Annotated in this window: 13 protein-coding genes; 8 read left to right on the top strand and 5 right to left on the bottom strand. The window is 70.3% G+C overall.

What is annotated here, in order from left to right; genetic code table 11:
- Positions 1-44 precede the first annotated feature (44 nt).
- A complete protein-coding gene (gene ybaL / locus G5B46_RS18060; protein WP_165261073.1) occupies positions 45-1,697 on the top strand; it encodes a YbaL family putative K(+) efflux transporter in 1,653 nt (550 codons plus the stop codon).
- Positions 1,698-1,873: 176 nt separating this feature from the next.
- Here the strand turns inward: ybaL and G5B46_RS18065 are convergent, their stop codons facing one another.
- Positions 1,874-2,665 carry a TerC family protein gene (locus tag G5B46_RS18065; protein ID WP_165261075.1) on the bottom strand — a complete coding sequence of 264 codons (792 nt, stop codon included), beginning with the start codon at positions 2,663-2,665 and terminating at the stop codon, positions 1,874-1,876.
- Between the two features lie 117 nt (positions 2,666-2,782).
- Here G5B46_RS18065 and G5B46_RS18070 point away from each other — a divergent pair, with 117 nt between their 5' ends.
- The 6 genes from G5B46_RS18070 (at position 2,783) to G5B46_RS18095 (ending at position 8,819) form a co-directional block, all read left to right on the top strand.
- Positions 2,783-3,880 carry an acyltransferase gene (locus tag G5B46_RS18070; protein ID WP_165261078.1) on the top strand — a complete coding sequence of 366 codons (1,098 nt, stop codon included), beginning with the start codon at positions 2,783-2,785 and terminating at the stop codon, positions 3,878-3,880.
- A gap of 69 nt (positions 3,881-3,949) precedes the next feature.
- Positions 3,950-4,636, top strand: coding sequence for a CHAP domain-containing protein (locus G5B46_RS18075; RefSeq protein WP_165261081.1), 687 nt, complete (start codon positions 3,950-3,952; stop codon positions 4,634-4,636).
- 83 nt (positions 4,637-4,719) lie between these two features.
- Positions 4,720-5,679, top strand: a complete 960-nt coding sequence (gene corA, locus G5B46_RS18080; RefSeq protein WP_165261083.1) for a magnesium/cobalt transporter CorA — start codon at positions 4,720-4,722, stop codon at positions 5,677-5,679.
- An 80-nt stretch (positions 5,680-5,759) separates the two neighbouring features.
- Positions 5,760-7,007, top strand: coding sequence for a pentapeptide repeat-containing protein (locus tag G5B46_RS18085; RefSeq protein ID WP_165261085.1), 1,248 nt, complete (start codon positions 5,760-5,762; stop codon positions 7,005-7,007).
- A gap of 93 nt (positions 7,008-7,100) precedes the next feature.
- Positions 7,101-8,195 (top strand): SGNH/GDSL hydrolase family protein, encoded by a 1,095-nt coding sequence (locus G5B46_RS18090; protein ID WP_165261087.1) that lies wholly within the window; start codon positions 7,101-7,103, stop codon positions 8,193-8,195.
- Positions 8,196-8,240: 45 nt separating this feature from the next.
- A complete protein-coding gene (locus G5B46_RS18095) occupies positions 8,241-8,819 on the top strand; it encodes a hypothetical protein (protein ID WP_165261089.1) in 579 nt (192 codons plus the stop codon).
- Positions 8,820-8,831: 12 nt separating this feature from the next.
- Here G5B46_RS18095 and G5B46_RS18100 read toward each other — a convergent pair whose 3' ends face one another.
- A complete protein-coding gene (locus tag G5B46_RS18100) occupies positions 8,832-9,689 on the bottom strand; it encodes a crotonase/enoyl-CoA hydratase family protein (RefSeq protein ID WP_165261091.1) in 858 nt (285 codons plus the stop codon).
- Positions 9,690-9,813: 124 nt separating this feature from the next.
- On the opposite strand from G5B46_RS18100, the gene G5B46_RS18105 reads away from it, so the two are divergent.
- Positions 9,814-10,602 (top strand): SH3 domain-containing protein, encoded by a 789-nt coding sequence (locus G5B46_RS18105; RefSeq protein ID WP_165261093.1) that lies wholly within the window; start codon positions 9,814-9,816, stop codon positions 10,600-10,602.
- Between the two features lie 45 nt (positions 10,603-10,647).
- Here G5B46_RS18105 and G5B46_RS18110 read toward each other — a convergent pair whose 3' ends face one another.
- The 3 genes from G5B46_RS18110 to G5B46_RS18120 all read right to left on the bottom strand — a co-directional run bounded on the left by G5B46_RS18110 (position 10,648) and on the right by G5B46_RS18120 (position 12,298).
- Positions 10,648-11,178, bottom strand: a complete 531-nt coding sequence (locus tag G5B46_RS18110; protein ID WP_165261095.1) for a hypothetical protein — start codon at positions 11,176-11,178, stop codon at positions 10,648-10,650.
- 86 nt (positions 11,179-11,264) lie between these two features.
- Entirely contained in the window at positions 11,265-11,867 is a 603-nt protein-coding gene (locus G5B46_RS18115) for a class I SAM-dependent methyltransferase (RefSeq protein ID WP_205691760.1), read from the bottom strand.
- Positions 11,864-12,298, bottom strand: coding sequence for a DUF488 domain-containing protein (locus tag G5B46_RS18120; protein WP_165261097.1), 435 nt, complete (start codon positions 12,296-12,298; stop codon positions 11,864-11,866). The genes G5B46_RS18115 and G5B46_RS18120 overlap by 4 nt, the downstream gene beginning before the upstream one ends.
- Between the last annotated feature and the right edge of the window lie 54 nt (positions 12,299-12,352).

A 12,352-nucleotide genomic window follows, 5' to 3' on the forward strand; every position in this document is an offset into this window, starting at 1 on the left:
AATGGGTGAGTACGCCCGAAAAAGATGACCGTCAAGGAGGCCCTTTGCACCACACCTCGCTGATCGCCACCATCGTCGCGGGCCTGGGCCTGGCTTTCGTCTTCGGCGCGCTCGCCAATCGGTTGAAGCTGCCGGTGCTGGTCGGCTACCTGCTGGCCGGGGTCATCGTCGGGCCGTTCACGCCGGGCTATGTCGCCGACCAGGAACTGGCCCCGCAGCTGGCGGAGATCGGCGTCATCCTGCTGATGTTCGGGGTGGGCCTGCACTTCTCGGTCAAGGACCTGATGGCGGTGCGCAAGATCGCCATCCCCGGCGCGGTGGCCCAGATCACCGCCGCCACCCTGATGGGCGTGGGCCTGGCCGTGGCGCTGGGCTGGGGATGGGGGCCGGGCGTGGTGTTCGGCCTGGCCTTGTCGGTGGCCTCGACCGTGGTGCTGCTGCGCGCCCTGCAGGAGCGCCGGCTGATCGAGACCGACCGCGGCCGCATCGCTGTCGGCTGGCTGATCGTCGAGGACCTGGCCATGGTGCTGGCCCTGGTGCTGCTGCCGGCGCTGTCGGGCGTGCTGGGCGGAACCGCCCCGGCCCACGCCTCGGGCGGCATCCTGGGCGCCTTCGCCCTGACCATCGGCAAGGTCGCCGCCTTCGTCGCCTTCATGCTGATCGTCGGCCGCAGGGTCATCCCGTGGATCCTGCATCGCATCGCCCACACCGGCTCGCGCGAGCTGTTCCGCCTGGCGGTGCTGGCCATCGCCCTTGGGGTGGCGTTCGGCTCGGCCGCGCTGTTCGGCGTCTCGTTCGCGCTGGGCGCCTTCTTCGCCGGCATGATCATGGCCGAGAGCGAGCTGTCGCATCAGGCCGCCAACGAGACCCTGCCCCTGCGCGACGCCTTCGCGGTGCTGTTCTTCGTCTCGATCGGCATGCTGTTCGACCCGATGGTGCTGCTGCGCGAGCCGCTGGCGGTGCTGGCCACCGTGGCGATCATCGTGCTGGGCAAGTCGGTCGCCGCCTATTTCATCGTCGTGGCCTTCAAGCGCCCCAAGAGCGTGGCCCTGACCATCTCGGTCAGCCTGGCCCAGATCGGCGAGTTCTCGTTCATCCTGGCGGGCCTTGGCGTGTCGCTGAAGCTGCTGCCGCCGGAGGGTCGCGACCTGATCCTGGCCGGCGCGATCCTGTCGATCCTGATCAACCCGCTGCTGTTCGCCTGGCTGGACAAGGCGCTGGTCAAGGTCTCGGCCAAGGAGGGCGCCAGCGAGCCGGTGGCCGCCGCCGCCCAGCCGCACGCGGTGCTGGTCGGCTACGGCCGGGTGGGCAAGGCCGTGGCCGAGGGCCTGAAGAACCGCACGCCGCTGGTGGTCATCGAGGACGAGGTCGAGCGCGCCGCCGAGCTGCGCGAGGCCGGCTACGAGGTGGTGCAGGGCAACGCCGTGCGCCCCGAGGTGCTGATGAAGGCGGGCCTGGACAAGGCCACCCACGTCTTCGTGGCGGTGCCCAGCCCCTTCGAGGCGGCGCGGATCATCGAGCAGGCCCGCGCGGCCAATCCCGACGCCCGCATCATCGCCCGCGCCTACACCGACGCCGACGTCGAACTGCTGGGCCAGATGGGCGCCACCGAGGCCCTGATCGGCGAGCAGGAGATCGCCCGCGGGATGCTCCAGCGCGCCCCAAGGCGGCAGCCGCCGCCGGCTCCGGCGCATTGAGATCAAAAGAAACGCCGCGACAGCCCAAGCCGTCGCGGCGTTTTCATTCGGGGCGAAGACCCCCTCAGTCGCTTCGCGACAGCTCCCCCAACGGGGGAGCATTCTGGCGCTCAAGATCCTCCCCTTCTGGGGGAGGTGGCCCGGAGGGCCGGAGGGGGCCGCCCCGCCAGGGGCGGCTACTCCTTCTTGTGCTTCCGCTCCGCCGCGCGGCGCGAGAGCATGTTCAGGCCCTCGACGCCGGCCGAGAAGGCCATGGCGGTGTAGATGTAGCCCTTGGGCACGTGCACCCCGAAGCCCTCGGCGATCAGCACCGTGCCGATCATCAAGAGGAAGCCCAGGGCCAGCATGACCACGGTCGGGTTGGCGTTGATGAAGTTGCCCAGCGGGTCGGCGGCCAGCAGCATCACGGTCACGGCGGCGATCACGGCGATGACCATGATCGGCAGGTGATCGGTCATGCCCACGGCGGTCAGGATCGAGTCGATCGAGAACACCAGGTCCAAGAGGATGATCTGGAAGATCGCCGCGCCGACGTTCGAGATCACGACGCCCGTCTTGTCGAGCACGTCGCCGCTCTCGTGCTTGGGGTCGACCGTGTGGTGGATCTCCTTGGTGGCCTTCCAGATCAGGAACAGGCCGCCGGCGATCAGGATCAGGTCGCGCCAGGAGAAGGCCGTCTCGAAGGCCGGCTCGCCGTGGCTGCCCAGCGGGCCGACGATGCCCAGATTGAAGACCGGGGCGGTCAGGCCGACGATGAAGGCGATGGTCGACAGCAGCGCCAGGCGCATGATCAGCGCCAGCGAGATGCCGATGCGGCGCACGCGCTGGCGATGCTCGGGCGGCAGCCGGTTCGACAGGATCGAGATGAAGACCAGGTTGTCGATCCCGAGGACGATTTCCATGGTCACCAGGGTGACGAGGGCGGCCCAGGCGCCCGGGTCGGTGGCGAGTTGAAGGAGTTCGTTCATGGGTCCCGGTTAGGCTGAGTGAGAATTGAGCAGGTCCCAGCCCGCCGCAGAGCCCGCCGCGGCCGCCAAACGGCGGTCGGCGAATTGCGGCGAAACTCGGACACGGAAGAAGCAGATATGCCTGACGCCGCCCATATCAAGCCCCTAACCGCTTTGCGGTTTTTCGCCGCCTTCTGGGTGGTGATGTACCACTACTGGCCAAACCTCGCCGTGGACGGAACGGTTCCCGGCGTCGTGGCCAAGGGCTACCTGGGCGTCGAGGCCTTCTTCATCCTCTCGGGCTTCATCCTCTGCCACGTCTATCTGACGGCTTTCGGCGAGGGCCGGTTCGGCTATGGCGGCTTCCTGTGGAACCGGCTGGCGCGGGTCTATCCGCTGCACCTCTTCACCCTGGCGGGCGTGGGCCTGATGGCGGTCGCCGCCGGGATCGCCGGCATCGCCGTCGACAAGAACATGCTGGCCTGGGACGCCCTGCCGGCCAACCTGCTGCTGGTCCAGGCCTGGGGCTTCGCGCCGGTGTCGGGCTGGAACCACCCCTCGTGGTCGATCTCGGCCGAGTGGTTCGCCTATCTCAGCTTCCCGGCCTTCGCCTTCGTCGCCTGGAAGCTGCGGCAACGGCCGCTGGTGCTGCTGGGCGCGGCTCTGCTGGTGATCGCCGGGCTCTATCCGGCCTTCGAAAAGCTGGCCGGATTCTCGCTGACCGAGGCCACGATCCGCTGGGGCGCCCTGCGCATCGTGCCGTGCTTCTTCTACGGCTGCGCCCTCTACACCCTGTGGAAGAGCCAGGACCTGAGCCTTCGCGGCGCGGGAATCGGCGCCGCTTTCGCGGGCCTCCTGCTGCTCGCTACAGTGCAGCTCCAGGCGCCCGATGCGTTGATCGTGACCATTTTGGGCGGATTTATTCTATCCCTGGCGCGCCTGGCCAAGGCCGGTTCGACCTTCGCTTCGCAAAGCATGTTCGTGTATCTGGGCGAGATCAGCTACTCGACTTACATGATCTGCATCCCGTGGAAGATCCTGGCGATCAACGGCGCGGCAAAGCTCTTGAACATAGAGGGCGACAAACTGCCGCTGGCCGTCTGGGCGTTAATCGTCGCAGCCTTGGTTCCACTGTCGGCGGCGTCGTATCACCTGGTGGAAAAGCCGGCCCGAGACTTCATGAAATCTGTGGCCAAGCGACGCCGTAGCGCGGCCGCAACCGCCACTGTGGCCTAATAAACACTCTTTTCATATTTTTCCGTCAGGGTTATCCCCCTACCCAGTGACGCGGGGGAGTACCCAAGCATGACGAAACGGAAGAGAGCCCTTTGGGGTTCCCTGGCCGCTGCGGCCATGATCAGCCTCGCGCCGATCTCGAGCGCCGTGGCCGACGGGTACTGGCAGTGCGTCCCCTTCGCCCGCCTGATGTCGGGCATCCAGATCTTCGGCGACGCCCGCACCTGGTGGGGCCAGGCCACCGGCAAGTACGAGACCGGTTTCACGCCCAAGGCCGGCGCCGTCCTCTGCTTCAAGCCCACCGGCCGCATGAACCTCGGCCACGTCGCCTTCGTTTCGCAGGTGCTGACCGACCGGGTGATCCAGGTCACCCACGCCAACTGGTCCGTCATGAACGGCGCCCGCGGCCAGGTCGAGAAGGACGTCACCGTCGTCGACGTCTCGCCCGCCGGCGACTGGAGCCAGGTCAAGGTCTGGTACGACCCGATCCGCGATCTGGGCACCACGGTCTATCCGACCCACGGCTTCATCTATCAGAACCAGCAGGCGATCACGATCGCCGCGGCCACCAGCAAGCTGGCGCTCGCCCAGAACGCCGCCGTGTCGCTGGCCAAGCAGGCCGCCAACCAGGTCGCCTCGTCGGTCCGCGCCAACCCGCTGGACATGATCAACCAGGCCGCCGACTCCACCGACCGCATCGCCGCCCTGATCGCCGCCGCCCAAGGCGACGACAAGCAGGCCCAGCAGCCGCGCTGATCTCCGCATCGATCGACGCCCAGGTGCGTTGACGCGACCCAAAGCCCCTGCCACACCCGTGAGGTGAAGGTCCGGGTCGATCCATGCTGAGAGTTCTCCGACAAGGCGCCCCGGGCTTCGAGCCGGGCGGCCATACGCCCGACTGGCGGCTGCCGGCCGACGCCGTCTGGATCGAGCTCGTCGACCCCACCCGCGCCGAGGAAGTGGCCGTCGAGCAGTCGATCGGCCTGCTGCTGCCCACCCGCGAGGAAATGGCCGAGATCGAGGCCTCCTCGCGCCTCTACCAGGAGGACGGCGGCACCTTCATGACCGCCACGATCCTGGTCAACGCCGAGGGCGAGCTGCCCACGGCCGCGCCGGTGACCTTCGTGCTGGCAGGCGACAAGCTGGTGACCATCCGCTACGTCGAGCCCCGCGCCTTCTCGGTGTTCGCCGCCCAGGCCGAGCGCCAGCCCAGCCTGTGCCCGCACGGCCCGCAGACCTTCCTTGGCCTGCTGGACGCCATCGTCGACCGCACCGCCGACATCCTCGAGCGCACCGCCGGCGAGGTCGAGGCCCAGTCGCGCACCATCTTCAGCCGCCCGCGCGGCGCGGCCTTCGAAAAAATCCTCAGCCGCCTGGGCCGGGCCCAGAACGTCAACGCCAAGGCCCGCGACAGCCTGGTCAGCCTGGCGCGCCTGCTGTCGTTCGCCAGCCTCGCCGAGCAGTTCGAGGGCGACAAGGACCTGCGCGACCACCTCAAATCGCTGCAGCGCGACGTGCAGTCGATCACCGACCACTCCAGCTACCTGTCGGGCAACATCACCTTCCTGCTCGACGCGGCGCTGGGCTTCATCAACATCGAGCAGAACCAGATCTTCAAGATCTTCTCGGTGTTCTCGGCCGTGTTCCTGCCGCCGACCCTGATCGCCGGGATCTACGGGATGAACTTCGAGCACATGCCTGAACTGCGCTGGATGGAGGGCTATCCGATGGCGCTGGGGCTGATGCTGGCCGCGGCCCTGTTCCCGCTGATCTGGTTCCGCCGAAAAGGCTGGCTGTGACTTGTTTCACAGCCGCAAAACAAACCGTTCCTTAAGCGGAGCTTCGGCATAAACGGCCGGAACACTTGATAAAAACACCGATGTCGCCCCTTCCCGCCCCTTCGCCGCAGAGCCTGATCCGCAAGGCTCCCGCCGCCGCCGTCAAGGCCGCGGTGGAGGCGCACGCGCGGTACCTCAAGGGCCTGCCGGCCGGGCGGCGCGCGACCCTGGCCTATCTGGACCTGTCGCACTTCGAGCTGGACGGCGCCGACCTGTCCGAGGCCGACCTGACCGGCGCGCTGCTGGCCGGGGCCTCGCTGCGCGGGGCGGTGCTGGATCGGGCGGTTCTGTACGGCGCGGACCTGCGCGACGCCGACCTGCGCGGCGCGCGCCTGACCCGGGTCGACATGCGCGGGGCCTATCTGCGCGGGGCCAACCTGTCGGGCGCCGACCTCTCCGGCTGCGACCTGCGCGAGGGGCTGACCGCCGTGCAGGACGGGGCCGAGGGCTTCCGCCTGCTGCGCCATGCCGAGGACGGCGCCGGCCTCGACTACGCCCTCTTGAAGGGCGCCAAGATGAGCGGGGCCCAGATGTCGGGCGCCTTCGCCCGCGCCGCCGACCTGACCGACGCCGACCTGTCGGGCGCCACGCTGTCGGGCGCGCGGCTGAACAACGCCACCATGAACCGGGTCGACCTGACCAACGCCGAGATCTTCGGGGCCGACCTGTCGGGCGCCCTGCTGCGCCGCGCGGTGCTGACCGGCGTCGACACTTCCGGCGCCAATCTCGAGGACGCCGACCTGGCCGAGGTGCTGCGCGCCCCGCCGCCGCTGATCTATGTCGACGACCAGCCTCTGCACGAGCTTCTGGAAGCCCACGAGGCGTTCTGCGCCAGCAGCGGCGCCAAGGGTCGGGCGGCCAGCATCCCGCAGGTCGACTTCCGCCCCCTGCGCCGCCTGAAGGGCCGCAAGCTGAGCGGCCTTTCCGCCCCCGGCGCGATCTTCTTCGGCATGGACCTGGAGGGCGTCGAACTGCAGGGCGCCAACCTCGTCGGCGCCGACCTGCGCGGGGCCAACCTGCGCAAGGCCGACCTGCGCGGCGCGCGCCTGGCCGACGCCGACCTGGCCCGGGCCGACCTGACGGGCGCCAAGCTGGGACCGCTGGTCATCGGCGAGGGCCGCGCCCTGCGCGCCGACCTGACCCGCGCGGTGCTGCGCGGCGCCAACCTGTCTGGGGCCAGCGCCGCCCGCGCCCGCCTGATCGGCGCGGACCTGTCGCGCGCCAACCTTTCCGGCTGCGACCTGCGCGGCGCGGAGCTTCCCGAGGGCCTCGTCCCGCCCAAGGGCTGAGCAATACCTTTTCCGACTTTCCTTATTGCGCCCACCCGCTACACGAAGGCCCTCGCATACGAACCGGAGGGCGCGATGGGATTTCGAGGGCTTGTGACGGCCGCGGCTCTGGCCGCCCTGGTTCCCGTCCTCGCGCTGGCCCAGCCGCGCCTGGCCCCCGCTCCCGAAACGCCCGCCCTGACGCCCCTGCCCGCCCTGGCCGGCGGCCGCGTCGTCGCCGGGCCGGAAGGCTGGACCTACCAGTGGCCCAGCGCCCGCTTCGAGGCCGCCTTCGCGGGCGAGGCTGTGCTGTTCAAGGTCGGGGCCGGCGACCAGATCCTGCACCTTTCCATCGACGGCGCGCCGGTCGGCCGCCTGGTCAAGCCCGCCCCCGGCCTCTACCGCATCGAGGGCCTGGCCAACGGCCGCCATCTGGTGCGCGCCAGCGTCGTCAACGAGATGCAGGCCGCCCCGGCCCGCTTCGGCGGCTTCTTCCTGGACGGCGGCCAGGCGCAGTCCCTCCCCTTGCCCCTGGCCGCGCCCCGTCGCCAGATCGAGTTCATCGGCGACTCCCACAGCGTCGGCTACGGCGACGCCTCCGACGTCCGCGCCTGCCCGGGTGACGGCGTGTGGATGACCACCGACAACTCCATCGCCTTCGGACCGCTGACCGCCCAGCGCTTCGGCGCCGACCGCCAGGTCAACGCCATCTCGGGCCGGGGAATCGTGCGCAATTTCGACGGCATGGGCGGCGACACCCTGCCGATCGCCTGGCCCAAGGCCCTGCTGGGCGACGCCCCCGGCTACCGCGACGACAACTGGCGCCCGCAGGTGGTGGTGATCAACCTGGGCACCAACGACTTCTCCACGCCGCTGAAGGCCGGCGAGCGGTGGAAGGACCGCCAGGCCCTGCGCGACGACTACGTGGCCGCCTACGCCCGCTTCGTGCGCGACATCCGCGCCCGCCAGCCCCAGGCCTTCGTGATCCTGCTGGCCCCGCCCAGCGCCGAAGGCGAGATCGCCGCCCAGGTCGACCGCGTCGCCGAGGCGCTGAAGGCCGATGGCGAGACCCGCCTGGCCGTCATTCCGGTGGGCGAGATGGAGCTGACCGGCTGCGACTGGCACCCCTCGGCCCGCGACCAGCAGGGGATTTCCGCCCGCCTGTCGGCCTTCCTCGATCAGCGGCCGGAGATCTGGCAGGGACGCTGATCCCGGCGCTTGACGAGGCCCCTCGGCGCGCCTCAACCTTGAGTGATGAACGCGCGTACCCTCCTGGCCCTGTCCGCCGCCGGCGCCGCCCTGCTGGGCGGCGGGGCCCTGGCCGTCTCGGCCGTCTCCAAGCCCGTCGCCCCGCCGAACCTGAGCAGCGAACTGGCGGCCTTCCGCGACGTGTGCATCGCGCCGGCCTCGCACCTCGAGATCCGCCGCAAGGCCCGCGCCACCGGCTGGACGGCCATGGACCCGAAGGCCGCCCCGCCGCTGCTGGCCGGCATCGGCGCCAGCGACATCCAGGAGATCCGCACCGGAACGATCGCCGGCCGCCCGGCCATGCTGATGGTCAGCAACCTGGGCGGAACCTCCGAGTGCCGCCTCTATCTGCAGCCCGCCGATCCGGTCGCCACCGTCGCCCGGCTGAAGGCCGAGCCGGTGCTGGGCTCGCCGCTGGGCGAGCCCGACTTCGACGACGTGATGAACTATCCCGCCGGCTGGAAGGCCATCGGCTGGCATCGCAGCAACGCCGGCGGCTGGCGCACCGTGCACTACAGCTTCGACCCCGACGGCCAGGGCCCCAACGCCGGCTGGCAGGCGATCGAGATCACCCGCAAGATCTGATGCGAGGCGGGGTCAGATCCCCGCCTTGATCGGCGCCAGGTCCGGATAGACCGGTTCGCGCTTGCCCGCCTTGGCGGCGAAGGCCTCGGCCATGTGCGGCCCCGCCAGCATGCCCGACTGCCAGACCGCCAGATAGTCCAGCGTATCGGCCACCGAGTGGTCGCGGGCGTAGTTGATGATCACCTTGCTGCCGGTCACCGCCAGCGGCGTCTTGCCGGCGATCTCGCGGGCGGTCTCCAGGGCGTGGGCGACCACGGCCTCGTGGCTGTCGAACACGGCGTTGACGAGGCCCAGCTCCAGGGCCTTCTGCGCCGGCAGCTTGCGGCCGGTATAGGCCAGCTCCTTGACCCAGCCCTCGGGGATCAGCTTGCACAGGCGCGGGAAGGTGCCCACGTCGGCGGTCATGCCGATGTTGATCTCCTGGATCACGAAATAGGCGTCGGCCGTGGCGTAGCGGATGTCGCAGGCGGTGGCGAAGTCGACCGCGCCGCCGATGCAGCCGCCCTGGATGGCCATGATCACCGGCATCCGCGCCCGCTCCAGACACGAGAAGGTCTCCTGCAGGCCCTTGACCTTGTGGCGGAAGGCCTCGGCGGCCACGTGGCGGTCGACGGGCTCGCCGCCGGTGATGCCCTCGTCGGCGAACACCGAAAGATCCATGCCCGCGCTGAAGTGCTTGCCGGTCGAGGAGATGACGATGGCCCGCACGCCGCCCCGCCCGTCGAGGTCGTTCACGATCGCCGGCAGCTCACGCCAGAACGAACGCGTCATGCTGTTGAAGCTTTCCGCCCTTATCAGCTTGAGGTGAGCGACGCCCGCTTCGACCTCTACCTTAAAGCAGCTATAGTCGGACGGTGTTTCATTACCCATCGTCGCCTCCCTTATCATTGTTCACCTGAACGATAGCACGGGCGGCGGCGGCGACGTCAAATCCGGCGGACGCATCGTCCTTTCCCCAGAGGACGACGATCCGCCCCGCGCAAGGAGCCACGTCATGAGCAAGTCCATCCCCGCCGCCCTGTCGATCGCCGCCCTGCTGGGCGCGGGCCTGGCCGCGCCCGCCCCCGCCCTGGCCCAGGGCAAGCCGCTGGGCGGCCTGTTCTCGTGCGACGCCAGCGGCGGCAAGCAGGAGGGCGGCGCCCTGATCGGGGCCGGCGTCGGCGCCCTGCTGGGCACCCAGGTGGCCAAGAACGAGAAGGGTCTGGGCGCCCTGGTCGGCGCGGCCGCCGGCGCGGCGGCGGGCTCGTACATCGGCTGCCGCATGCAGTCGACCGACACCGCCCGCGCCCAGGCCGCCACCAAGAAGGCCCTGGAAACCGGCCAGTCACAGGCCTGGAGCAACCCGCGCACCGGCGCCTCGGGCCGCATCGACGTGGTGGCCTCGACCTACGGCCCGCCGATCGCCGGCGACCAGCTGCGCTTCGAGCGCAACATCCGTCAGCTCGCCAGCTACGACGCCGTCGGCGCCGACTACACCGTCCGCTCGACCGCCAACCTGCGCGCCGGTCCGTCGACCAGCGAGAGCGTGGTCGGCAAGCTGTCGGCCGGCGAGCGCGTCGAGGTGCTGGGCGGCGTGCCCGGCTCCAACTGGCTGCTGGTCGGCCGCGGCGGCTACGGGACGGGCTACGTGTCGAGCAGCCTGCTGACCGCCAGCGGCTACGGCCCCGAGCCGTCGTGCCGCACCATCGCCGCCCAGATCTCGACCCGCGGCCAGCGCCCGGCCACCGAGCGCTACAACGCCTGCAAGGACGGCCGCGGCGAGTGGCAGCTGACGCAGGTCTGATGGCCGCACGCCTCTCCCGCCCGGTGGGAGAGGCGTCACCATCCGTCAGTCCCGCGCCTCCAGGCCGGAAACATAGGCGTCCACCGCAGCGATCATTCGCGGCCACTCGGCCAGGCGCGGCTCGCCGCGCAGGTCGAAGGTGACCGCAGCGCCCCTTCGCGTGACGAACCACACGCGGCACGACCCCCGCGCAGGCTCGGCCGCGAACGGCATGCAGGAGGCGCCGACGGGTGAAGACCAGACGCGGCCGGCCGGACTGAACACATGGATCGGCCCCTTCGTCGGCGTCACCTCGAAGCCGGCCTCCTCATGCGTGGGGTAAGCGGACGGAGCCAGGCGCTTCGGCGCGACGGGCCGGCCGATGATCAACAGGTCCACCCCCTCCAGCCCGGCGCCGGAAGGACGGAACGAGATCGACGTCGCGCGCGCCGGCGGCTCTGAAGCATCCTGACAATAGGCCCATCCGCCGTGCGCGTCGCGACGGGCGCTGCTCGGAAGGCGCGCCTCGCCTTCCACGCCCAGGATCGCCGGCCGCAGGCGGGTGGGAACGCGAAAGGTTCGCGCGTCGATGCTCACCCTCACCTCGGGGCTCGCCACGCACTCGGCCTGAGGCCGCCCGCAGGCCGTCAGGGATAGAAGCGAAAGCATGGCCACGAGAGCCTTCATCGCCCCTGCCCCTCGAAACACACCCACGTCCAGGTCACCCCCGCCGCCTGATTGCCCGCCTGCACCGAGGCCGCCTCGGCGCGGTGGACCAGCCGCAGCCCGGCGTCGCGCGCCAGCGCCACGGTCGCCTCCACCTCCACCGGCCAGACCGGCCGCGACGGCGCGCCGGGGCCATGGCGCAGCGACATCACCAGCACCCCGTTCCTCGCCAGCAGGTCGGCCAGCACCGGCATCGCCTCGGCGCGGGCCGGATCGTCCAGGTGCTGCCAGACGCCGCTCAGCAGCACGCGGTCGAAACGCTGGCCGCGCAGGCGGGAAAGCTCAGGCAGGCGGTCGTCGATCCAGGCCAGTTCGGGATGCAGCGCCCGGCCCGCCTCGCGCAGGGCCGCGACCGGCTCGACGGCGACCACCGCGTGGCCCAGGCCCGCCAGCCAGGCCGCGTCGCGTCCCGTGCCGGCCCCGATGTCGGCGATCCTGGCCCGCGCCGCCGGAATGAATTGGGCCACCGGCGCGTAGAGCCCGGCGGGGTCTATGGCCTCGAACCGGTCGACCAGGTCCCGCCCGTCGGCCTCGTAACCGGCCAGCACCGCCTTAATCACAGGTCCACGACCTCGCATTTGAGCGCCTGGCGGATGTGGTCGGCGACGATGCGGCGGTGGCAGCAGGCCGGGTCGTCCTCGTAGCACAGCAGGGCAATGCGCTTTTCGCCCGCCAGCTGCGTGGCCTGGGCCAGGGCCAGCTGGGCCTTGGGCTCTTCCAGATGGGCGGCGAAGATCGCCCGCATCTCGTCGGTGCGGCCCGCGCGGGCGGCGTCGCGGCCGGCCTTGGGCGTGCCCAGCGGCTGCAGGTGCAGATAGCCGATGCCCTGGTCCTGCAGGCTGTTTCCCAGCAGGGTCTTGGAGAAACCGGCCTTGCGCGACGAGGCCACCGCCCGCACGTCGACCACCAGCTCCACCCCGGCCGCCTTGAGCCGATCGATCATGCCGCCCTGGGTGTCGGTCTCGTAACCGATGGTGGCGAGCGGATTCATCGTCGGCTCCATTGGACGGCGGGGCTGTGGGCGCCTACGTTAGCGGGAAGAGCC

The sequence above is a fragment of the Caulobacter sp. 602-2 genome, assembly GCF_011043625.1.
Lineage (GTDB): Bacteria > Pseudomonadota > Alphaproteobacteria > Caulobacterales > Caulobacteraceae > Caulobacter.